The following is a 22,187-nucleotide window of genomic DNA, read 5'->3' on the forward strand; positions in this document are numbered from 1 at the left end:
TGCTGCTGCTTCGTAACTGGTAGCGCCCGTGAGGAAAAGTGGAGAGCACTTTTTGCGTGAATGCAGCGCTTCTTAAAAAGCAAAGCAGGCAAGGTTCGGGCACGAAACGATGATGGACGGGTCTGGCGATCTGTGGGTTTTCGGCTACGGCTCCCTCATGTGGAGGCCAGGCTTTCCCTTTGTCGAGCGACGCCACGCGCATCTTCACGGCTATCGCCGCGCCCTTTGCGTGCTCTCCCATGTCCATCGCGGCACGCCCGAGAATCCGGGGCTCGTTCTCGGCCTCGATCGCGGTGGTCGCTGCCACGGCGTCGCCTTTCGCGTGACGAGGGAAGAGGCTGAATCCACGGTGCACTACCTGCGCGAGCGCGAGCAGGTGACGAGCGTCTACCTGGAGCGTTCTCTGCCCGTGCGGCTCGATGACGGCAGGGCCGTCACGGCCATCGGCTACGTGGCCGACCGCAGGCATGAGCAATATGCGGGCAATCTCTCCTTCGAGGAGGTGCTGGCTCTGGTGCGGCAGGGGAAGGGGATCTCGGGCGCCAATCCGGATTACGTGCGCTCGACCCACGAGCATCTTCTCGGCATGGGTGTCGTCGATCCGCTGATGCGGCGGCTCGTCGAGGCGCTCGATCAGGAGGCGTGATCGGCGTTCTCGCGCAGATCGGCCAGGATCTCGCGGCGGCGCGCTTCCGTATCGGCGAGGCGGTGGATGTGGAGTTCCGAGGCGCCGCGCTCCTGCACCCTTTCGAGCCAGCGTGTCCGCGTTTCCGTGCTGGGCTCAGCGCCCGCGAGCACGGAATCGACCACGTGACCGGTGCCGCCTTCGTCACGGTGGACTGCCAGGATCACCGCATCGGTGACTTCCAGGAGTTCGTTCAACTCAAGGGGATGCACGCCGACGATGTAGCGGCGGCCGGATAGGCCGCGCCATGAGCTCAAGGTCGAGGAAGAGCGAAGCCCCGCCGTTGCCCGTAAGCGTTCCTCGCGCACGCCAGCCCTCCGCATTCGGTCGTTGCGGAGATCCCGCATGGCCGTATTCCAGGATATGGTACGTTTGTTCGCCATATGTTCTTATATGTAGGAAGAGCGAGGCGAACCGTCAAGATGCTGTAAAGCTTAGCAATATCAAACTTTTGAGGCTGATACGGCAGCTTCCTGGGCCGAATCGCTCATGCCCAGCTCCCGTCGTCCCTCGGCAAGCAGCCGGCTGGACGTTTCCTCGATCCGCTCCTGGACGAGCTTGAAGAACGCTTCACGCGACAGGCCGGGAGCAATGGGGTCGAGAACTTCCACGCGAATCGTGCCGGGGCGGCGGATGAACCGACGGCGAGGCCAGTAGAGACCCGAATTCAGCGCCACCGGAATGCAAGGGAACCCAAGGTTATTGTAAAGATGCGCCACGCCGTACTTGTAGGCGGGCGGCGCCCCTGGCGGGCGGCGCGTGCCCTCCGGAAAGATGATGATCTGGCGGCCATGCTGCGCCTCTTCCCTGGCCCGGGCCGTCATCTGCATCAGGGCCGACGATCCCGCCTTGCGGTTCACCGGAACGCAGCCCGCCTTCCAGAGATACCAGCCGAAGAAGGGAATCCACATCAGCTCCCGCTTCAGGATGAAGGTCGGGTCGTCGAAAAGGGTGACCAGCGCGAAGGTTTCCCAAAGGGACTGATGCTTGGCGGCAACCAGAGCCCCGCCAGCCGGGATCTTCTCCCGCCCGCGAACCTCGATCCTGATCCCGGCCAGAACCCTCAGGAGCCAGAGAGACGAGTGTGCCCAGGCTTGAGCGAACCTGATGAACACCCGACGCGGCACCAGCAGGCCCGGGAGGAGCATGACCAGCCACAGGACGAGATTGGCGTAGAAGGCGGTGTTGAACAGCAGGGAGCGAACGAACAGCATGGCTTCGTGAAAGCGTAAAAAGCGGAGCCTACGGCTCCGCGGGTGGCGCACCTTAATCGGTTTTAGCTGAGGTCTCTAGGCATCAAGCCCGAAAGTAGAGTGCACTTTTTGCACGACGTTCTAGCGCAAGGTCGTTTTGACGTTCGCCTGTTGGCTCGGAGCGCCGCCGCTGATGATGTGGGCGACCGAGGAACTCTCCGGATCTTCTTCGAAGCGGGTGCGAATCCAGACGGCGAGGAACTTCAGGTATTCCGTCACGAGGATCTTGGCCGTCGCGGGATTGCGCCACCACTCGTGCGGATCGATGGTGGCCGCGACCGGGTAGGGGATTTTCTGCAGATTCGGCAGGGCGTGGTCGAGTTCCACCAGCATGCGGGGCATGTGGTAGTTCGAGGTCACGACGATGATGGTGTTGAAGCCGTTCGCTTCAGCCCAGCGCCGTGTCTCGATGGCGTTGCCGATGGTGTTGCGGGCCCGGTAATCCAGATCCACGCAGCAATCGAAGAGCTGCCGCTGGCCGGGATTGAGGCGGGAGATCTGATCGCGGTTGGTCTTCTCGTTGACGCCGGAGATCAGGAGCCGCTTGGCGTAGCCTTTCGCCAGAAGGTCGATGGCATCACCGATGCGCTGCGCGCCGCCGGTCATCGCCACGATGCCGTCCGCGCGCGTCTCGGGCGGCTGCTCGATACGGTCGATGCTGTAGACGAAGGCGAGGAATCCGAGAAGGCCGATCAGACAGAAAGCGGCAAAGCCCCAGGCGCCGACGCTCAGGAGCCGTCGGGTCAAGGACCTCTTGGTCAGATGCGTCGGAGCGCCCAGCATCGTCCAGCCCCAGCCCAAGGCTTCAGCGGGTTCCATGGCGCTCGGCGCTACCCAACTCTGCGTTCGCGAGGTCATCTTGGGCGATGATAGTGGAGAATGCGGCAATGGAGAGGCAGCCCTCTTTTTCCACGGGTAAGCTAGCGCATCGTCAGGCACGGAGCCGGAGGTCCGCACGATGCCCGAGGATCAACCATTTCCGTTAAGAAAACGTCTCACCGTCAGGCGCGACACGATGCCCGTGATCAGCGCCACGAGGAGCGCGATGAGGATCACGACCAGATAACCTGTCCAGCTGATGCTGAACGCCCCGAACAGGGCCTCGATCTGGTCGCCCGCCGGGCTTGCCCGCCAGGAGCGGGTGATCAGCCCCAGGATGATGATGAGAGCGAGAGCGCCGCCCGCGCCGATGGCACTGCCTCGAAGGCCTAAGCGGAAGAAGCGGTGCTGGAATTCCTTGGCGATGAAGTCGTCGTTGGCACCGACGAAATGCAGCACCTCGACCACTTCCTTGTTGCCGGCCATGGCACCGCGCGTGGCGAAGATGACGGCCAATCCCGCCGCGATGAGAACGAGGGCCACGAGAAACAAGCCCGTGGCAATGATCGTATTGGCCATGGTCGAGAGGCGCGAGACCCAGAGCGCATGATCGTCGAGCGTCGCGCCGGGCACTTCGTTCTGAAGGCTTTGCTTGAGGGGGGCGAAATCGGGCCGCTCGTCTTCCTTGAGCTTGATCACGATCAGGCGCGGCACCGGAAGATCCTTGAAATCGAGGCCGGTTCCGAGCCACGGCTCCAGGAGACGCTCGGATTCTTCTTTCGTGAAGGGCTGCGCCTGTTCCACCCCCGGTGTCCGGCGCGCCAGCGCCACCGCGCGCGCCACGTCATCGTCGATGGAGCGCTGGGGGTTGGGGCGAATCTGGATGGTGACCTCGCGGGCGATTTCCGAGCGCCACTGCGCGGAACTGGCGGAGATCAATTCCGCGCCACCCGCGCACAGAGCAGCAAGGAAGGTGAGAATCGCGATGACGGCGGCAAGCGCTTGACCGCCCGCGGAATCGACCGGCACGAGCGGCGCGTTGCGGCTCAAGGAGGCGGGAAGCGAGCGCTTCTCTCCTGCCTGCGGCTTGTGCGATGCGGCCTTCCTGAGGCGGGGTTGGGGCGCGTTCATCCGGCTTACTCGTCGATATGCAGCCGGCCGTCGCCGAGCACGAGGCGGCGAACGTTGAGCTGATCCATGAGGCTGAAATCGTGAGTGGCGATGACCACCGAAGTTCCGAGCCGGTTGAGTTCGATGAAGAGGCGCAGCAGCCGCCGGGCGAGCGAGGGGTCCACGTTGCCGGTGGGCTCGTCGGCGAGCAGCAGGTCCGGCCGCACGATGAGCGCGCGTGCGATGGCGGCGCGCTGCTTCTCACCGCCCGAGAGCACAGGCGGCAGCATGTGCATGCGGTCCCCTAAGCCGACCCAGCGCAGCAGCTCGACCACCTCGGCGCGATAGCTCGCCTCGTCCTTGCCCTGAACGCGGAGGGGCAGGGCGACATTCTCGTAGGTCGTGAGATGATCGAGCAGGCGGAAGTCCTGGAACACCACGCCCATGCGGCGGCGAAGGCCGGTCAGCTCGTTCTTCGAGATCCTGGAGACATCCTCTCCGAAGAGCGAGATCAGCCCGCGCGTCGGCTTCACCGAGAGCAGGATGAGGCGCAGCAGCGTGGTCTTGCCCGCGCCTGAGGGACCCGTGAGGAACTGAAAGGAATTCGGCTCGATCGAGAAGGTCAGGTCGCGCAGAACCTCGGGCCCCATGCCGTAGCGCACGCCCACATTCTCGAAACGCACGGCCGGAACGGCCACGTCCTCATCGAATTCCTCGTCGTAATAGGCTCTCACGCGCGCCCGAACCCTCTGGAACAGCTGGAAAAGTGACGGACCGGACAGGTCCAGCCACAGGCGATTCGTCTCAACTTATCGCTCCGCCATGGTTAGCAAGCCATAAACTTGCGGGGCACGGACGGAAAGCGAGGTGGTCGCGGAACATTGCCGCAGGATCATTCCTGAAGGGCTCGAGCGTCCTATTTTGCCGGGAGAATCGTGAAGTCCGTTTGACTTCCGCGCTCCGCCATGATCGTGAAAGAGGAAGCCCCAAGACGCTTCCATTTGTTTCTGGACAGACCGACGATGACTGCTTCCCACCGTATCCGGGTTCTCTTCGACGAAGAGACCATCGCCAAGCGCAACGAGGCTCTGGCGCAGGAAATCGCGAATTCCAAGCCTGAGAACCTGCTGGTCGTCGCCGTTCTGAAGGGCAGCTTCATGTTTGCGGCGGATCTGATCCGTGCCCTGCACCGTGCAGGCCTCAGCCCCCAGGTGGAGTTCGTGCATCTCTCCAGCTATCTCGACGGCACGGTTTCTTCCGGCAACGTCACGATCCTGCGCGACGTGGAAAGCGACGTGCGCGGCCGCGACGTGCTGCTCGTGGACGATATCCTCGAATCCGGCCGCACGGTCACCTTCGCCAAGGACCTCCTGATGGCCCGTGGCGCCAAGAGCGTGAAGACTGCCGTTCTCCTGGAAAAGCCCGGCAAGCGCGCCGTGTCGATCCATCCGGATTATGTGGGTTTCACCTGCCCCGACGTGTTCGTGGTCGGCTACGGCATGGATGTCGCCCATTCCTACCGCCAGCTTCCGTTCGTCGGCGTTCTCGACCGCCACGATACGAACCCGGACCTCTTCGACAAGCCGGAATAATCAGCTGTTGAGCTGCCAGACCGCGCCGTTCAGAAGGGTCGCATAGGAGACCCAGGCGAGATACGGCACGAGGAGAAGTGCGGCCACCCGGTCGAGCTTCCGGAACGCAATGATCGTGGCAAGGATCGCCACGACCAGGGCGGCGATGACGATAAGACCCCACAATGGGCTCTGCGCGCCGAAGAAGGCGAAGGACCAGAGCGAGTTCAGCGCGAGCTGCACGAAGAAGAGCGTGACCGCCGCTGTCCGCCCGGGCCGGTTCCTCGGCAGGGAGAGAATGCGCCAGAGTGCATAGGCCATCAGCGCATAAAGGGTGGTCCAGACCGGTGCGAAGAGCCAGTTCGGCGGCGTAAAGCCGGGCTTTGCGAGGCTGGCGTACCAGGTCGGGATCTTGGCCCTCGTCACGAGGCCACCCGCGACGCTGACAGCCACGACCGGCAGGACGGCGATCAGGAACCGCCAAAGCGGCGGCGTTGCATGGCTGCCCGGCACGGTTTGGTCTGTATGCATCGCCGAAATCCCTTTAAACATTGCGCGTCTTGAAACCCGTGACCCCAACAGTCACGCTTCTCGGAGGTTCCCATGTCGTCATCGCGTCTCCCGTGGTCGAAGCGCAGCCTGACCGCCCAGGCCATGGGCCATGTGGATCCGATCACGAAAGCGGTGGTGCCGCCGATCCATGTGGCGACCACCTATATCCGCGACGAGGACAATGCTTATTCCTCCGGCTACGTCTATGGCCGCCCGGACAACGCGACGATTCGTGAGGCTGAAGGCGTGCTGGCCATGCTGGAAGAGGCCGAGGCCGGCGCTCTCCTGTTTTCCTCCGGCATGGCAGCAGCCACCGCCGTGTTCCAGGCGCTGAATCCCGGCGATCACATCGTGGCCTCCAAAGTCATGTACTGGGCGCTGCGCAACTGGCTCATGACGGAGGCCGTGCGCTGGGGCCTTGCGGTCGATTTCGTGGAGACGGATGATCTCGATGCCGTCGCTAAGGCGGTCGTGCCGGGCCGGACCAAGCTCGTCTGGGTCGAGACGCCTTCCAATCCTCTCTGGACCATCACCGATATCGCAGCCGTTGCCGAGATTGCCCATGCGGCAGGGGCACGACTGGCGGTGGATTCCACCACGGCTTCGCCGGTCCATACCCGTCCGCTCAACCTCGGCGCCGACATCGTCATGCATGCCGCGACCAAGGTGCTCAACGGTCATTCGGATGTGGTAGCCGGTGCGCTCGCGGGCGCCACGGCCGACGAGTTCTGGGCGAGGATCGCCTCCATCCGCAAGATGCAGGGCGCGATCCTCGGTCCCTTCGAGGCCTACCTGCTCATGCGCGGCATGCGCACGCTCCATGTGCGCACGGCGGCGCAGGCAAAGAGCGCGCTCGACCTCGCGCAGCGCCTCTCCGCGCATTCGAAGGTGGCGCGGGTGCTCTATCCCGGCCTCCCGCAGCATCCCGGCCACGATATCGCCGCGCGGCAGATGGAGGGCGGATTCGGATACATGCTTTCGATCCAGGTTACGGGCGGGGAGGCGGCTGCCATCAGCACGGCCGCGAAGGTGCGCCTGTGGAAAAGGGCGACATCGCTCGGCGGGGTGGAAAGCCTCGTCGAGCATCGCGCCTCCATCGAAGGCCCGGGAACGCCTTGCCCGCCCGATCTCTTGCGCCTCTCCACCGGCATCGAGGACGTGGAAGACCTCTACCGTGACCTCGACGAGGCGCTGCGGGCGTCGTGAATCCCTTGCAGGCTGTCATCCCGGACGGAGCGCAGCGAAGATCCGGGATCGTGGTCAGGACGGGCACAGCCACTTCGACACTGTCATTCCCGCGCAGGCGGGAAACCAGAACCACTGACGGAGCCAAAACTTGCTCGACCTGCGGTTCTGGATCGCGGCCTTCGCCGGGATGACAGTGCCTTATTCTGCCACCGATCCCGGGTTCTGCTCCGCAGCCCCGGGATGACACAGGCTGTCGACGGGCGGGGATTCGTTGAGCCGGCTATCTTGATCCTGTCATAAAAGTTGTGCTTCCCTCTGGTTAAGGAACAACGTTCCATCAGAGGGAAACTATCTCATGACATCGTCGATTACCCGCCGCCGCGTCCTTCAGACCGGCGTGGCCGCTGCCGCTCTCGCGGGCCTGCCCAATCTCGCCTGGGCAGCCGGTCCGGTGGTGAAGCTCCGCATCATGGAGACCACCGACCTTCACGTGAACATCTTCCCGTATGATTACTATCGCGACGCGGCCGACGACACGGTGGGGCTCGCGCGCACGGCGACCCTCGTGAAGGCGGCGCGGGGCGAGGCGAAGAACAGCCTGCTCTTCGACAACGGCGACATGATCCAGGGCTCGCCGCTGGGTGATTTCATCGCCTATCGCCGCGGCATGAAGGCTGGCGACGTGCATCCCATGGTCGCCGCCATGAACGAGCTCTCTTACGATTGCGGCACGCTCGGCAATCACGAGTTCAACTATGGCCTCGAGTTCCTGCAGAACTCACTGGGTGCTGCGAAATTCCCGCTGGTCTGCGCCAACGTCGTCAAGGCGAACGGCGAGCTGCTGCAGAAGCCCTGGCTCATTCTCGACCGCGAGTTCGTGGACGAGGCCGGAGCCAAGCAGACAATCAAGGTGGGCGTCATTGGCTTCGTGCCGCCGCAGATCGTGCAGTGGGACAAGTCGCATCTTGACGGCAAGGCCACCACTGTCGACATCGTCGATGCGGCGAACAAGCACGTGCCCGACCTGAAGAAGGCGGGCGCTGACATCGTCGTGGCACTCTGCCATTCCGGCATCGCGGGCGGCGAGCGTAAAGGTGGTGAAGAGAACGCGGCGCTGCATCTGGCGAAGGTCGACGGCATCGACGTCATCCTCACCGGCCACCAGCACTTCGTGTTCCCCGGCGGCAAGGAGTTCAACAACATCCCGGGCGTCGACGTGAAGGCGGGCACGCTCCATGGCAAGCCTGCCGTGATGGCCGGCTTCTGGGGCAGCCATCTGGGCGTGATCGATCTCGACCTGACGAAGGAAGGCGATGCCTGGAAGGTCGCGAGCTTCCGCACCGAGGCGCGCCCGATCTATGATCGCGTCGACCGCAAGGTGGTGGCGAAGGTGGATTCCGATGCGGCCGTGCTTGCGGCAGCCCAGGCCGATCACGACGCCACGCTGAAATACGTGCGTGAGCCGGTCGGCACGACGGCAGTCCCGATCCACTCCTACTTCTCGCTCGTCTCTGATGATGCTTCCGTGAAGCTCGTGGCCGAGGCACAGGCCTGGTATGTGGCGGACCAGCTCAAGGCGTCTGCCTTCAAGGATCTTCCGATCCTGTCCGCGGCCGCGCCCTTCAAGGCCGGCGGACGCGGCGGCCCGACCTACTTCACCGACATCAAGCCCGGTCCGCTCGCCATCAAGGACATGGCGGACATCTACATCTATCCGAACACGATCCGCGTCGTGAAGGTGACGGGCGCGCAGGTGCGCGAGTGGCTCGAGCGTTCGGCGGGCATCTACAACCAGATCGACCCGGCAAAGGGCGGCGAGCAGGACCTCATCAATTCCAAGTTCCCGGCCTACAACTTCGACGTCATCGCGGGCGTGCAGTACAAGATCGATCCGACCCAAGCCTCGCGCTACGACAACGACGGCAAGCTCGTCGCTCCCGATGCGCACCGCATCAGAGATCTCACCTATAACGGCAAGCCCGTGACGGACGATCAGCAGTTCATCGTCGTGACGAACAACTACCGCGCGGGCGGTGGCGGCAACTTCCCGGGCAACGACGGCACGACCATCGTGTTCGAGGCGCCCGATCTCACCCGCGATGCGATCATGCGCTACATCATCGAGAAGAAGAAAGTCGCGCCGAAGGCCGACGGCTCCTGGTCGCTCGCAGTGCCCACCAGCGTCACCATGACCTTCACGACGGGTCCGAATGCAGCGGCCTATCAGCCGGCCGGCATCAAGGTCGAGAAGATGGGTGATGCGCCGGAAGGCTTCGTGAAGTATCGCATCGTCGGCTGAGCGCTCAGCGCTTGAAGATCGAAGCGGCCAGGCGAAACTCCTGGCCGTTTTCGTTTGCGCGGTTGTTTCGGTCAGGGAAACGTGATCACGTCGGTGAGTTCGGGCTGCCTCTCTTTCCCCAGCCGCCTTTGCTTGGCAGCCAGGATAGTGCCGTTCAATTCACCGCCGAAAAGGAAGATCGCGCCCAAGGTGTAGAGGAAGATCAGCGCCACCATGGCGGTCGCGAGGCCGCCATAGGTGGAGGCATAGGCGCCCGGATAGAACTCGAGATACCAGCTGAAGCCGAAGCCTCCGAGAAGCCACAGGAAAAGCGTCACGCCGACACCCGGCAGCACGGAGCGGAAGCTGCGCCGTCCGGCAGGGACGAGCTTGTGGGCCAATATTAGGCCCACCACGATGACGAGGGTGGCCACGCCGATGCGCAGGAAAGCGATCAAGCCGTCGAAGGGCTGTAGCGCCGGCACCCATCGCAGGATGCCGCGCCAGATGAAAGGCCCCAGAACCACGAGCAGAGCCATCGCCATGAGCACGAAGGCGCCGCCGATGACGAAGGCGATGGATTCGAGGCGTGTCAGCCACCAGGCACGGGTCTCGCGCACGTTATAGGCGCGGTTCAGACCGACTCTCAGGCTCTCGACGCCGCTCGACGCAAAATAGAGGGTCAGCACCACGCCTAAGGTGAGCACGTCGCTGCGCCGCCCGGTGAGGATGTTGTGCACCTCCCCGGCAATCGGGCCTGCAATCTCTTTCGGCCATGCTTCGAGAATGAGGTTGGCTACCTCATCGGCCAAGGTGCCGGTGCCGAACACACCCGCCAGCGCCGTGACCAGGATGAGAAAGGGGAACAACGAGGTCAGCACCGACAGCGCGATATGGCTTGCGATCGCCCAGGCGTCATGGAGCACGAAGCGGTTCATCGTGATCGCGAGCAGTTCGACATAGAGGCGCAGGCGTTTCAACAATCAGGCTCCAGGGGGCTGGAGATGGTGCAGCGACGAAGAACAGGCAAGCTCGACAGGCGTGTCGAGCTTAACCGGGTTCCTGCCCCCAATCAGCTTTAAACGGCTCTCCTGGCGAACGTTCCAGCAAAAAGCCTCCCGGAGGAGGCCTTTGCCTTAAAGCATCGGACGTGAAAAGTGGACCTGCACTTTTGGGACCGATGCTGTAGACAGGCGTTCTTGAACTGCCGCTCGACAGAAGAGGCCCGGGAGTGGCAGAAGGTCCCCTTCCGGGAGGTGTAGGCTTCCCATCCTGTTGCCTTGGTCCCCGCCCGATATGACCTCATCCTCTCTCGCCCGCCTCGCGCCTCCGCTCTTCGTCGTCATCTGGGCGACCGGGTTCATCGTGGCGCGGACGGTTGCGCCCTATGCCGATCCCCTCACCTTCCTCCTGGTCCGGTATCTCCTGGCACTCCTGGTGCTGGGGCTGATCGTCCTTGCCGTCAGGGCGCCCTGGCCGCGCACGGGACAGGAATGGAGGAACGGTCTCCTCGCCGGCGCCCTGCTGCACGGGTGCTACCTCGGCGGGGTGTTCTGGTCGGTGAAGCATGGACTTCCGGCCGGCATCTCCGCTTTGGTGGCAGGGCTCCAGCCCCTGGTGACGGGGGCACTGGCCGGACCTCTGCTGGGCGAGAGGGTCTCGCAACGCCGCTGGGCGGGGATCGGCCTCGGGTTCCTGGGAGCCGCGCTCGTCGTGGCGCCGAAGCTGGGGGATGGCGGCGTGCCTGTCTTCCCGCTTGTGATCTGCGTGCTCGGCATGCTCTCGATCACCTTCGGCACGATCTGGCAGAAGCGGGCAGGCAGCGCGCAGGATCTGCGGGTCAACGCCTTCGTACAATATATCGGCGCGGCAATCGTGACCCTGCCGATGGTTCTGCTGACGGAACAGGGGCGGATGGAATGGACGCTGCCGCTGATCGGGGCTCTCGCGTGGGCGGTCCTGGGCCTTTCCATCGGCGCCATCGGCCTGCTGCTGTTCCTCATCCGGCAGGGTGCCGTCGTCGGTGTGGCGACGCTGCTCTACCTCGTGCCTCCGGTCGCGGCCATCATGGCCTTCCTGCTGTTCGGGGAATCCTTAAGCCTGATCCAGATGGCCGGCATGGCCTGCGCGGCGCTGGGCGTCGCGGTGGCAAGCCGCAGCTGACAACAAAAAGCCCCAGGCGTGAGACCTGGGGCATGCGTCATGAAAAACGAACCTTACTTCGTGATCTTCACGGAAACCGGGTCGCTCGCGGGAAAAGACTCTTCCACGCCTTCATCCAGCTTCTCGTCGAGAGATTTCCTGGAATTCTCCGGCAGCTTCCTGTCATCGTGTTCGGATTTGTCGGGCGATTTGTCTTGATTGCGCATCTTGTCGTTCATGCCGTGTCTCCATGGTGCTCAGAGGGTTCTGTCACCACGACAACGCGGCATGACGGGCATCGATCCCGACACACGAGGAAAAGGCGACGCTTTCGCGCCGCCTTTTTGAACTTACCGCTGGCCCTGCTGCTGATTGACGAAGTAGTCGAAGGGCAGCTCGGCGATGCGGAACCAGGTCAGCTCCTTCTCGCGGAAGGCGTTCCAGGAATCGAACACCTTCTTGAACTTCGCGTTGGAGGCCGCGATCTCGCCGTAGAGCTTGAAGGCTTCCTTGTAGCTCTGCTCCATCACGTCCCGCGGGAAGGGGCGCAGCTGCACGCCCTGACCCACGAGACGGCGGATGGCATCGGCGTTCTGGGCGTCGTACTTGGCGACGCACATGGCGTTGGCTTCCGCGCAGGCCGCTTCGAGAACGGCCTTGTAGTGGGCAGGGAGCTCGTTCCACTTGCCCATGTTCACATAGAGGGAGGGCTGCGCGCCGCCTTCCCAGAAACCGGGATAATAATAGTACTTCGCGACCTTCACGAAGCCGAGCTTCTCGTCGTCATGCGGGCCGGAGAACTCCACCGCATCGAGCGTACCGCGTTCCAGCGCAGGGTAGATGTCGCCCGCAGCCAGCACCTGCGGCACCACGCCGAGCTTGGCCATGATCTGGCCGCCCATGCCGGCGATGCGCATCTTGAGGCCCTGCAGATCCGCAATGGAGTTGATCTCCTTCCGGAACCAGCCGCCCATTTGCGCGCCCGTCTGGCCCGCGGGAATCGGGAACACGTTGTAGTCCTTCATGAACTCGCGCATCAGCTCGAGGCCGCCGCCGTAATGCATCCACGCATTGTGCTGGCGCACGTTCATGCCCCACGGCACCGAGGTGTCGAACATGAAGGTCGGGTCCTTGCCGATGAAGAAGCTCGACAGGGTATAGGAGCACTCGATGGTGCCGTTCTGCGTGGCGTCGAGGGTCTGGAGCGCACCGACGATCTCGCCGGCCGCGAAGACCTGGATCTGGAACTTGTTGTCCGTCGCGGCTGCCACGCGCTTGGCGATCATCTCGCCCGCGCCATAGAGGGTGTCGAGGCTCTTAGGATACGCCGAGGACATGCGCCAGCGAATCTCGGGGTTGGCCTGCGCGATGGCGGGCGAGGCCACAGTACCGGCAGCAGCCGCCAAGCCTGCGCCTTTGAGAACTTTTCTTCTATCCATGGGAGTTTCCTCGGTCGCTTTATTTCGGAAAAGCCATTTGGGCTGAACGATCAATAAAGCGGGAGGCGGGATCGTGTCACTCCACCTTCCGTCTGAGGTGTCTCTTTGGAGTTGGACGGGTCCCGAAAAAGGATCGCCCCGGACAGTTTGCGCTTCCGGGGCGAAAGGGGAGTGATCGGATTATCAGCGCTCTTCGGAGCCTCCCTTGGAGAGGGGACGCCGGTGCTGTCCCTCGCCAGCGCGCGCGGAGCGCTTCGGAGGCTTCTCGTCACCCGTGGAGGATTGCGAGCGCCCGCCGGACTGGCTCGCTGTCGGATGACCGCGCACGAGGGTTCCTTTCGGCACATCCACGGCAGTGCCGGGAGCCGGCACGCGCTTGCGCGAGGTTGCACCGCCGCTCATGCCGGTGGGGCCTGTTCCGGCGTTCGTCTGCGCTGAGCGAGGAGCAGGGCTCTTCTGCGCCGTCGTCGTCACGCCCTCCGCAATCTCCTCGTTGGACATCTGGAAGCCAGCGCCGTCATCCTCCTCTTCCGGCACTTCCTTGAAGGAGCGGATGCCGGCATTGGAGCCGCTCGTCACGCGCCCATCATCGACGTGATCGATGTCGAGATCGGGATCGAGCTTCTTCGACGCGCCCATCACGCCAGTGGCTTTTGCCGCAGCACGCTTGGCATTGCCGACATCATTGCGCTGGGTCGGGCCTGCGACGAAATCATCACCGCCCTCATTCTGGGCCAGCTCGTTCATCACCTCATCCACATCCGGTTCGGGGGGATTTCCGCGCTTGTCTCGCGCCATCGGATATTCCTCTTCTTAGGTTTAAGGTGGGCTGGAGAAAGCCCGCGAGTCTTGGAAAGCAACGACCTGTCGAAAGAGGGGTTCCGGCCCCGCATCATGCAAACAAGCGGGGCCGGAAATGTTTAGCGGCCAAGCTCCTGCTGAATGATCTCGAGCATGGCGAGATGCTCCCTGATCTGTCCGCGCGCGAGCTTGGCGATGTTGGTCATCTCGCGGCTGCCGGAACTCTTGAGCTGATCTTCCTGCAGCCTCAGCAGTTTCTGATGTCCTTGAATTTGCAGGGTGACATAGTCGCGGTCGAAGGCTGCGCCGGGTTGTGCTTTCGACAGGCGCTCCATGGCGGCGGAATCTTCCTGCGGCAACTCAGGAGCGGTCGATGCAGAGGCCTGAGCGCCTGAGGTGGTCGAGGCCGTCGCCGCGGGATCGGCGAAAGTGTGCAGAATATCCGTGAGGTTGTTCTGCTCGCCGATTTCAAATTCCGCGAACTGCTTCACGCGCGGATTCTGAGCCTTCGACAGGGCGAAGTTCGATTGCTGAAGCGAGACAGTGCTCAGCGCCAGCGCCTGCTGGATGTATTGGCGGTCCGCTTGCGATTGCTGCTGGCCCTGCGCTGCGGGCGCGCTGCCGGCCTGGCCCTGGCGCATGGGTGTTTGCGTATCCTGCGGCGCGCCGCCCTGTTGCGTGCGCTGCTGACGCTGCTCGGCTCCCTGGCCGAGCGCCTGATTGGGCTGCGTCTCGGTGGGTTGGGGGGAGACGGGGTAGGGGATTGCCTGGTTCTGCTGTTGGGCAAGAGCGGGAAGGGTGAAGGCAACAGCGATGCCGGCAATCATGAGACGGCGAGAGGACATGGAATTCTCCTGCGAAGATCTTTCGTGGCGAACGTTTGCAGGAGGCTTTTGTTCGAGACGTCAGGTTGGGAGGAACGAAGTGCGCACAGGTGCGTCCATTGTGAGGTGATCCAATCGATCGAGAAGGAGGCAAGATGCAGGATCGCGCAACACGCATGATTATGCTGGCGGTCGCGGTGCTGCTCGCGATCCTCGTTCTTCAGCCTTACGTGAGTTCTTATCTGCTCTCCGCACGTCAGCCGCAGCCAGTCGTGGCGCGTGGCGATCTGTCCGATTTCGAGCGCTCGACGATTCGCGTGTTCGAGACTGTGGCGCCTTCCGTCGTGCAGGTGGTCAGCATGTCGGCGCGAGGAGGCCCTGCGACTGAAGCCGAGCCGTCCGGGTCGGGGACGGGCTTCGTCTGGGATGCCGCCGGTCATGTGGTGACCAACGATCATGTGGTGGCCAACGGCGCCGGCTTCGTGGTGCGCCTTGCCTCCGGCGAGGTGGTGCCTGCCGAAGTGGTCGGACAGGCACCGAACTACGATCTTGCCGTGCTGCGCCTTGGTCGCCGAGGCAGCTTGCCTGCGCCTGTGGCAGTCGGACGCTCGGCGGATCTGAAGGTGGGACAGACGGCCTATGCGATCGGCAATCCCTTCGGGCTCGATCAGTCGCTGACCACCGGCATCATCAGCGCGCTCAAGCGGCGGCTGCCCACGAGCGGCGGGCGCGAGATCGCGGATGTCATCCAGACAGATGCCGCCATCAACCCCGGCAATTCCGGCGGGCCGCTGCTTGATTCCGCGGGACGGCTGATCGGCGTCAACACAGCCATCTTTTCACCATCGGGTGCGAATGCCGGCATCGGGTTCGCCATTCCGGTCGATGTGGTGAACCGTGTCGTGCCCGAACTCATTCGCAGCGGCCGCGTGCCCACGCCCGGCATTGGCATTCTCGCGGCCAATGAGACGCTTGCGGCCCAGCTTGGCGTGACAGGCGTGATCGTCGGCGACGTGGCGCCGGGCTCGCCTGCGGAGCAGGCAGGATTGCGCGGGGTCGATCCTGCCATGGGCGTCATTGGCGATATCATCGTGGGCATCGGGGATGCGCCTGTGCGGCGCCTATCCGATCTCACGGATCACCTTGAACGGGTTGGAGTCGGTCAAAGTGTGGCGCTGAAGGTCATGCGGGACAATCGCACCCGTACGGTCGAGGTGCGGGTGATCGACGTGGGCGAAGTCGCCCAGCGGCGTCGCCGGCCTTGACGCCGCTGCGTTCCCGCGGCCCTGATCCTTCCAGATGCCGGCTCCGCTCGTGGCGGAAGAACCTGTTGCTGACTGACGAATCGTGTGCAAGGCTAACGCTCTCCTCCGCCAAAGGAGCTTTCCGATTTTCGGGAGCTGAACCGTAAATAACCTTTGCCGAGAGGAATTTGTTTCCTAGCGTCCTGAAACCTTCTTGCACAACAGCCGTTAGCCCTCGAACCTTCACGAACGGAGGAACGAATGAGTCTCGAAGGCGCCGAAAACTCTATCCTGGTGCAAAGCTCAACTGTCGATCTAGGCGAGGTGTTTCCCGAATACGCAAGAACGAATATCCGCCAAGTGGCAGGAAAGTATTTTGGGCGCTTAAGTGCCGCCTCAGTGCATGTCACCCGCGAGGGCATCACCTATCGATGCACGGTGAATATCCAGATGGGCGCTCTGAAGAAGATGACCGGCGAGGCCAAGAACAAGGACCTCTACGCCGCGTTCCGGCAGGCCTTGCAGAAGGCCGCCAAGCAGCTTCGCAGATCCAAGCGCGAGCTTCGTGAAGACAAGGCCGAGCGTGTCGACAAGGGCGCGCTGCTGCGTGAAAGCAACAGACCGCCGGCTCGCGATGAGGAAGAGTTTCGCGCAGCTGCGGAATAGGCACTTTCGCCTGAAGCCTCAAACCAATTGGCGGGGGCGGCCACCAGCGCCGCTGGTAGCTGTCTCCCCCAGACACTTGCCTGTTCCAGGTTTATAGGCAACTATTATAGTTGTTTTTGTAGCGATCACAGCACCGACTCGGAAGAGTGACCCCATGGTCACGCCTTGCCAAGTCCGCGCTGCGCGCGCCCTGCTGAAATGGGATCAAGTCATGCTCGCGGACAAGGCTGTTGTTGCCCTTACGGCACTCCAACGATTCGAGCAGGGAAAGTCTGTTCGGGACTCAACCATCCAGGCCATCGAGAAAGCTCTCATAGAGGCCGGGATCGCATTCATATCCCGACACAATCAGGAAGGCGTCGTTCTCACGCGCGCCTGATCTTCAGTTCTCGGTTTCACTCGCTTTTGGACATAGCGATGGATCAGCCGTATTCGTTCGGGGCCGACCTGCTCAGCAAGTTTCACACTGCGCCGGAATGGATCCAGGCCCTGTGGCTGATTGCTCCGATGCTGACGGTGCTGGGCATCGCCTATCTCGCCGCGCAAGTTTCGCGCGAGGCGTTGCGCTTACACAAGGTCGAGAGCCAACTGGGTGCTCTGGAAGGGCGTCTGCTCTACGGCATCTACAAGAACGCGCATGGGGAGCTGATGCTCTACGTCCACGGCAAGACTGAGAGCCTCAGCGCCGAAGACCTGCCGCCCCGGCTCAAGCTGCTACAGTGATGAATGTGAGTATTATCGTATATCCCCGATGAGTCGAAGCCGAGGAAAGATCTGTACCCGCGTCATCACGGGCCTTGTGCCGGTGATCCCGATCTGAAAAGCGCCGCGCTCTTCACAGCGAGATGGCCGGGACAAGCCCGGCCATGACGATGGAGCGGATGTGTCCCCGGCGGCTGTGCAGCAGACGGGAAGGAGATCAGTTCCCGGTTTACGCCGATGAAAATGGAGTCGCATGCTCCCGCACTTTAAGTGCGGGAGCATTGCATCAATTCAACCGCACGCCTTCCGGCGGACGCTCCGTGGTCTTGGGCACAGTGGCGTTGCCGATGGTCAGGCCCATGGGGCCTGCATGCACGGGCACTGTCTCGCCGTCCTTGATCTCGCCGGCGAGAATGGCTTCCGCCAGCGGGTCCTGCACATTCTTCTGGATCACGCGCTTCAGGGGGCGCGCACCATAGGCCGGATCGTAGCCCTTTTGGGCGAGCCACTCGCGAGCGTCGCCGTCGAGCTCGATGGTGATCTTGCGGTCGGCGAGCAGCTTCTGCAGACGCCCGAGCTGGATGTCGACGATGGCACCCATCTCCGAGCGCTTCAGCCGGTGGAACAGGATGATCTCGTCCACGCGGTTGAGGAACTCGGGACGGAAGTGCGAGCGCACCATGCCCATGACTTCATCGCGCACCGCATCGGTGTCCTGACCCTCGGGCTGGTTCACCAGATACTCGGCGCCCAGGTTCGAGGTCATGATGATGAGCGTGTTGCGGAAGTCCACGGTGCGACCCTGACCGTCCGTGAGGCGTCCGTCGTCGAGCACCTGCAGCAGGACGTTGAACACGTCCGGATGCGCCTTCTCGATCTCGTCGAACAGCACCACCTGATAAGGCCTGCGGCGAACGGCTTCCGTCAGAGCGCCGCCTTCCTCATAGCCCACATAGCCCGGAGGCGCGCCGATGAGACGGGCGACCGAGTGCTTCTCCATGTACTCCGACATGTCGATGCGCACGAGCGCGGTCTCGTCGTCGAACAGGAAGGCTGCGAGCGCCTTGGTGAGCTCGGTCTTGCCGACGCCCGTGGGGCCAAGGAACATGAACGAGCCGATGGGCCGGTTCGGGTCCTGCAGGCCTGCCCGCGCACGGCGCACGGCGGTCGAAACCGCTTCCACCGCCTCGCGCTGGCCGACCACCCGCTTCGCGAGATCCTGCTCCATGTGCAAGAGCTTCTCGCGCTCGCCTTCGAGCATCTTGTCGACAGGCACGCCGGTCCAGCGGGAGACGACCTGCGCCACATGATCGGGCGTCACGGCCTCTTCCATCAGGCCGCCGCCGTCGGCGTTCGCCTCGACATCGGCAAGCTGCTTCTCCAGGCCCGGAATGACGCCGTAGGAGAGTTCGCCCGCCTTCGCCCAGTCGCCGTTGCGCTGTGCCTGGCTCAGCTGGTTGCGGGCCTCATCGAGCTTCTTCTTCAGATCGGCAGCCGTGCCGAGCTTGTCCTTCTCCGCCTTCCAGCGCGCGGTGATGGCGGCCGACTGCTCTTCCAGATCGGCAAGCTCCTTCGTCAGGCGCTCGAGGCGATCCTTGGAAGCGGCATCCGTCTCCTTCTTCAGGGCCTCCTGCTCGATCTTGAGACGGACGATCTCGCGGTCGATGTTGTCGAGCTCTTCCGGCTTCGAATCGACCTGCATGCGCAGGCGGGACGAGGCTTCGTCGACCAGGTCGATCGCCTTGTCCGGCAGGAAACGGTCGGTGATGTAGCGGTTCGAGAGCGTGGCCGCGGCCACGAGCGCGCTGTCGGTGATGCGCACGCCGTGATGCTGCTCGTACTTCTCCTTCAGGCCGCGCAGGATCGACACCGTGTCTTCCACGGTGGGCTCGTCCACGAAGACCGGCTGGAATCTGCGGGCAAGCGCCGCGTCCTTCTCCACGTGCTTGCGGTACTCGTCGAGCGTGGTCGCGCCGACGCAGTGCAACTCGCCGCGCGCAAGCGCAGGCTTGAGCAGGTTCGAGGCATCCATCGCGCCATCGGCCTTGCCCGCGCCGACGAGGGTGTGCATCTCGTCGATGAAGAGGATGATGCCGCCTTCGGCTGCCGTGACTTCCTGCAGCACGGCTTTCAGGCGCTCCTCGAACTCGCCGCGATATTTCGCACCCGCGATCAGCGCACCCATGTCGAGGGCGAGCAGTTGCTTGTCCTTCAAGGATTCAGGCACGTCGCCGTTGACGATGCGCAGCGCGAGGCCTTCCACGATGGCGGTCTTGCCGACGCCGGGCTCGCCGATGAGCACCGGGTTGTTCTTGGTGCGGCGCGAGAGAACCTGGATCGTGCGGCGGATTTCCTCGTCGCGGCCGATCACCGGATCGAGCTTGCCCTCGCGGGCAGCCTCGGTGAGGTCGCGCGCGTATTTCTTCAGTGCATCATAAGCATTTTCCGCCGTCGCATTGTCGGCGGTGCGGCCCTTGCGCAAAGCGTTGATGGCCGTGTTGAGACCCTGAGCGGTCACGCCGGCCGATGCCAGAATCTTGCCCGCTTCGCTGTCCTTCTCGACAGCGAGCGCCAGCAGCATGCGCTCGACGGTGACGTAAGAATCGCCCGCCTTCTCGGCAGCCTTTTCGGCAGTGTCGAAGAAGCGCATCAGCTCGCGCGTCGCCTGCGGCTGCGCGGCGGAACCGGAGACCTTCGGCTGCTTGGCGAGCCATTGCTCGACGGCAGCATGGGCATCGCGCGAGCGACCGCCCGCGCGGTCGATGAGACCGGAGCACAAGCCTTCAGGATCGTCGAGCAGAACTTTCAGAACATGGCCCGGGGAGAGCTGCGGGTGTCCTTCCCGCATGGCCAGATTCTGCGCAGCCTGAACGAAACCCCGGGCGCGCTCGGTGTATTTTTCGAAATTCATATTGTCATCCCTCCTCAGGCCCGCCCGCCCTCTCAAGAGGCACAGGCCAGCCCTGCGATGTCGGACCCTCACATGGAGGCATCCGCTGCGCTTAAGGTGGGGACATTGATCCGGAACAACAAGAGGGGAACCCCCTGGAAGCCCTCGCATTGACCCTGCACGTGATTTCAACGAATTCAAGGAGGCTTCCATGACGCGCGATCCGCGCTCAGACGCCGAGAAAGCCCGCGCCGATCTGGCGCGCAACGCCGAGTTGGGGCTCGCCGTACCGGAAAGCCCCCTGGAGGAGCAGCCCTCCGTGACTCCTCAGACCTTCGGCGACACGACGAAACGCGGACGGGTGCTCAGAGGTGGCGAAGGCGCCGGAGCTGTCACGGCCGAGGAGCAGGATATCGGCGATTCCACCGGCACCATGAAGACCTCCCGCGACATCCCTGAAAACCGTCAGAACGTCGAAACCCCGCCCACCCATCGCAGCGACCGGAGCGATGGCGTGCTTTCGCGAGCAAAGGAGTAATTCACTATGGCATTTTCCGATTTTCTTGCCCGCCTCAACCCCAAGAAGCGCAAGGCCGAGAAGGCCCGCCAGGAGCTGATGGCCAATGCCGAGAAGGCGCTTCGCATGAAGCAGGAGGCAGGCCCCACCGCCAATATTCCTGAGCACCAGACCTCCCACGAAGGGATGCAGAAGGACCCGAATATGGTGGAGTTCGACCGCACCAGCGGCCGCGAGGCCGGCTTCACGCCTCAGCTGAAGCGTTCGAAGGTCGCCCGCTCGGGGGATGCTTCTTAAAGTCATTAATCTTGCTTGAGCCAGGAAGAGCCTCGCCCCCTCGGCGGGGCTTTTCTTTAGGCAATTTTCCGTCATCCCCGGGCTTGTCCCGGGGATCCACGTCTTTGCGGCGACGAAGGCCCGATGGCCGGAACCGATCCCCGGATCGAGTCCGGGGACGGTCATGACGGTGGAGCGGAACAATCTCCGGAGGTCCCTTGCTCCATACCCGCGCGCCTTTTATCGGTAGGGCATGAGCATCCGCATCGCCTCCCTCCAACGCTATCCGGTCAAGGGTCTGTCGCCCGAGACACTGGAATCCGCCACCCTCACCAAGGGAGGGTATTTCCCCGGCGACCGGCTTTTCGCCATTGAGAACGGCCCTGCCGGGTTCGATCCCGAAACTCCGCAGCATCAGCCCAAGATCAAGTTTCTCATGCTCATGCGCAATGAGAGCCTGGCGCGGCTGAAGACACGCTATCTCGACCGGATCACGACGCTCTTTATCGAGGAAGGCGGGCGCGAGGTGGCACGCGGCGATCTGTCGACGCGCGAAGGGCGGCTTGCCATCGAGGCGTTCTTTCGCCGCTACATGCCGAAGGAGCTGCGCGGTCCGCCGAAGGTGCTGACAGCCCCGGATGGCTTCCGCTTCACGGATTCTCGGCGCGGCTTTGTCTCGCTTATCAACCTCGCCAGCGTGCGGCAGCTCGAGAACGTGGTCGGCTCAGCCGTCGATCCCTTGCGCTTCCGTGGCAATGTTCACATCGACGGATTGGCGCCTTGGGCGGAGTTCGATCTCGTGGGGCAGGTGCTCACCACGGCGCCCGGCGTGCGGCTGAAGGTGACGAAGCGTATCGAGCGTTGTGCAGCCACCAATGTGGACCCGGACACCGGCATCCGCGACCTGCAAATCCCGAAGAGCCTGATGGAGGCTTACGGGCATTTCGACTGCGGCATCTATGCGGAAGTTCTCAGCGGCGGGAGCATCGCGGTCGGCGACCACTTCGAGACTGAGCAGGCGACGCTCGCCTTGTAAGAAACTCTGTCATCCCCGGCGCGCGAAGCGCGGGAAGGGGTTCCATAACCACAACAGTGCGTGAGCGTCATCCCCGGACTTGTTCCGGGGATCCACGCCCAGGGATGACGTGGAGGGAATTCATCAAGCGCCCGGATCGGCTGACGCCGTCCGGGACGATCGGGAACTCAGCACAACAAAAAAGGGAGAGCATG

General features: G+C 63.2%; 24 protein-coding genes. 12 read left to right on the forward strand and 12 right to left on the reverse strand.

The genetic code is table 11. The annotated features are described in order from the left end of the window. Positions 1-109 precede the first annotated feature (109 nt). Positions 110-646 (forward strand): gamma-glutamylcyclotransferase, encoded by a 537-nt coding sequence (locus DC522_RS02255; protein ID WP_116527070.1) that lies wholly within the window; start codon positions 110-112, stop codon positions 644-646. On the opposite strand, the gene DC522_RS02260 is transcribed toward DC522_RS02255, so the two are convergent. The 5 genes from DC522_RS02260 to ftsE form a co-directional block, all read right to left on the reverse strand. Beyond that, positions 634-1,068 carry a hypothetical protein gene (locus tag DC522_RS02260; RefSeq protein ID WP_116527071.1) on the reverse strand — a complete coding sequence of 145 codons (435 nt, stop codon included), beginning with the start codon at positions 1,066-1,068 and terminating at the stop codon, positions 634-636. The two genes, DC522_RS02255 and DC522_RS02260, sit on opposite strands and share 13 nt — an antisense overlap. Before the next feature lie 60 nt (positions 1,069-1,128). After that, positions 1,129-1,899, reverse strand: coding sequence for a 1-acyl-sn-glycerol-3-phosphate acyltransferase (locus tag DC522_RS02265; RefSeq protein WP_116527072.1), 771 nt, complete (start codon positions 1,897-1,899; stop codon positions 1,129-1,131). 120 nt (positions 1,900-2,019) lie between these two features. After that, positions 2,020-2,757: a YdcF family protein gene (locus DC522_RS02270; RefSeq protein WP_165820018.1), complete on the reverse strand. Its 738-nt coding sequence runs from the start codon at positions 2,755-2,757 to the stop codon at positions 2,020-2,022. Between the two features lie 150 nt (positions 2,758-2,907). Next, complete coding sequence (locus DC522_RS02275) at positions 2,908-3,888, reverse strand: ABC transporter permease (protein WP_116527074.1); 981 nt, start codon at positions 3,886-3,888, stop codon at positions 2,908-2,910. 5 nt (positions 3,889-3,893) lie between these two features. Then, positions 3,894-4,601 (reverse strand): cell division ATP-binding protein FtsE, encoded by a 708-nt coding sequence (ftsE, locus tag DC522_RS02280; RefSeq protein WP_205769466.1) that lies wholly within the window; start codon positions 4,599-4,601, stop codon positions 3,894-3,896. Positions 4,602-4,889: 288 nt separating this feature from the next. Here ftsE and hpt point away from each other — a divergent pair, with 288 nt between their 5' ends. Continuing rightward, complete coding sequence (hpt, locus tag DC522_RS02285; RefSeq protein WP_116527169.1) at positions 4,890-5,459, forward strand: hypoxanthine phosphoribosyltransferase; 570 nt, start codon at positions 4,890-4,892, stop codon at positions 5,457-5,459. Here the strand turns inward: hpt and DC522_RS02290 are convergent, their stop codons facing one another. Then, positions 5,460-5,969: a TspO/MBR family protein gene (locus tag DC522_RS02290; RefSeq protein ID WP_116527170.1), complete on the reverse strand. Its 510-nt coding sequence runs from the start codon at positions 5,967-5,969 to the stop codon at positions 5,460-5,462. It abuts the gene before it with no gap. A 72-nt stretch (positions 5,970-6,041) separates the two neighbouring features. Between DC522_RS02290 and DC522_RS02295 the strand changes: the two genes are divergently transcribed. Together DC522_RS02295 and DC522_RS02300 are read left to right on the forward strand one after the other, a co-directional pair. Then, a complete protein-coding gene (locus DC522_RS02295) occupies positions 6,042-7,196 on the forward strand; it encodes a PLP-dependent aspartate aminotransferase family protein (RefSeq protein WP_116527075.1) in 1,155 nt (384 codons plus the stop codon). Positions 7,197-7,533: 337 nt separating this feature from the next. Beyond that, complete coding sequence (locus tag DC522_RS02300; RefSeq protein WP_116527076.1) at positions 7,534-9,477, forward strand: bifunctional 2',3'-cyclic-nucleotide 2'-phosphodiesterase/3'-nucleotidase; 1,944 nt, start codon at positions 7,534-7,536, stop codon at positions 9,475-9,477. 71 nt (positions 9,478-9,548) lie between these two features. On the opposite strand, the gene DC522_RS02305 is transcribed toward DC522_RS02300, so the two are convergent. Continuing rightward, positions 9,549-10,436: a YihY/virulence factor BrkB family protein gene (locus DC522_RS02305; RefSeq protein ID WP_245443915.1), complete on the reverse strand. Its 888-nt coding sequence runs from the start codon at positions 10,434-10,436 to the stop codon at positions 9,549-9,551. Positions 10,437-10,752: 316 nt separating this feature from the next. Here DC522_RS02305 and DC522_RS02310 point away from each other — a divergent pair, with 316 nt between their 5' ends. After that, positions 10,753-11,619 carry a DMT family transporter gene (locus DC522_RS02310; protein ID WP_116527172.1) on the forward strand — a complete coding sequence of 289 codons (867 nt, stop codon included), beginning with the start codon at positions 10,753-10,755 and terminating at the stop codon, positions 11,617-11,619. Positions 11,620-11,672: 53 nt separating this feature from the next. Here DC522_RS02310 and DC522_RS34575 read toward each other — a convergent pair whose 3' ends face one another. The 4 genes from DC522_RS34575 to DC522_RS02325 form a co-directional block, all read right to left on the reverse strand. Beyond that, positions 11,673-11,837, reverse strand: a complete 165-nt coding sequence (locus DC522_RS34575; protein WP_165820019.1) for a hypothetical protein — start codon at positions 11,835-11,837, stop codon at positions 11,673-11,675. A 111-nt stretch (positions 11,838-11,948) separates the two neighbouring features. Further along, on the reverse strand, positions 11,949-13,037 hold the full coding sequence (locus tag DC522_RS02315; protein WP_116527077.1) for a TRAP transporter substrate-binding protein: 1,089 nt from the start codon (positions 13,035-13,037) through the stop codon (positions 11,949-11,951). Positions 13,038-13,220: 183 nt separating this feature from the next. Continuing rightward, positions 13,221-13,835 (reverse strand): hypothetical protein, encoded by a 615-nt coding sequence (locus DC522_RS02320; RefSeq protein WP_116527078.1) that lies wholly within the window; start codon positions 13,833-13,835, stop codon positions 13,221-13,223. Between the two features lie 122 nt (positions 13,836-13,957). Further along, positions 13,958-14,683, reverse strand: coding sequence for a DUF4142 domain-containing protein (locus tag DC522_RS02325; protein ID WP_116527079.1), 726 nt, complete (start codon positions 14,681-14,683; stop codon positions 13,958-13,960). 134 nt (positions 14,684-14,817) lie between these two features. On the opposite strand from DC522_RS02325, the gene DC522_RS02330 reads away from it, so the two are divergent. From DC522_RS02330 to DC522_RS02345, 4 genes are all read left to right on the forward strand, one after another. Beyond that, positions 14,818-15,927 (forward strand): S1C family serine protease, encoded by a 1,110-nt coding sequence (locus tag DC522_RS02330; RefSeq protein WP_116527080.1) that lies wholly within the window; start codon positions 14,818-14,820, stop codon positions 15,925-15,927. Positions 15,928-16,167: 240 nt separating this feature from the next. Then, positions 16,168-16,572, forward strand: coding sequence for a ribosome hibernation-promoting factor, HPF/YfiA family (hpf, locus tag DC522_RS02335; protein WP_116527081.1), 405 nt, complete (start codon positions 16,168-16,170; stop codon positions 16,570-16,572). 154 nt (positions 16,573-16,726) lie between these two features. Next, complete coding sequence (locus DC522_RS02340; RefSeq protein WP_116527082.1) at positions 16,727-16,951, forward strand: helix-turn-helix transcriptional regulator; 225 nt, start codon at positions 16,727-16,729, stop codon at positions 16,949-16,951. Between the two features lie 38 nt (positions 16,952-16,989). Beyond that, positions 16,990-17,295 (forward strand): hypothetical protein, encoded by a 306-nt coding sequence (locus tag DC522_RS02345; RefSeq protein ID WP_116527083.1) that lies wholly within the window; start codon positions 16,990-16,992, stop codon positions 17,293-17,295. Positions 17,296-17,560: 265 nt separating this feature from the next. Here DC522_RS02345 and clpB read toward each other — a convergent pair whose 3' ends face one another. Beyond that, positions 17,561-20,185, reverse strand: coding sequence for an ATP-dependent chaperone ClpB (gene clpB, locus DC522_RS02350; RefSeq protein WP_116527084.1), 2,625 nt, complete (start codon positions 20,183-20,185; stop codon positions 17,561-17,563). A gap of 190 nt (positions 20,186-20,375) precedes the next feature. Here clpB and DC522_RS02355 point away from each other — a divergent pair, with 190 nt between their 5' ends. The 3 genes from DC522_RS02355 to DC522_RS02365 all read left to right on the forward strand — a co-directional run bounded on the left by DC522_RS02355 (position 20,376) and on the right by DC522_RS02365 (position 21,993). Beyond that, positions 20,376-20,702: a hypothetical protein gene (locus DC522_RS02355; protein ID WP_116527085.1), complete on the forward strand. Its 327-nt coding sequence runs from the start codon at positions 20,376-20,378 to the stop codon at positions 20,700-20,702. Between the two features lie 6 nt (positions 20,703-20,708). Next, positions 20,709-20,978: a hypothetical protein gene (locus DC522_RS02360; RefSeq protein WP_116527086.1), complete on the forward strand. Its 270-nt coding sequence runs from the start codon at positions 20,709-20,711 to the stop codon at positions 20,976-20,978. A 232-nt stretch (positions 20,979-21,210) separates the two neighbouring features. Continuing rightward, entirely contained in the window at positions 21,211-21,993 is a 783-nt protein-coding gene (locus DC522_RS02365) for an MOSC domain-containing protein (protein ID WP_116527087.1), read from the forward strand. Positions 21,994-22,187: the final 194 nt, after the last annotated feature.

Origin of the sequence: Microvirga sp. KLBC 81 (assembly GCF_003075415.1) — a bacterium.
In the GTDB taxonomy this organism is placed as follows: domain Bacteria; phylum Pseudomonadota; class Alphaproteobacteria; order Rhizobiales; family Beijerinckiaceae; genus Microvirga.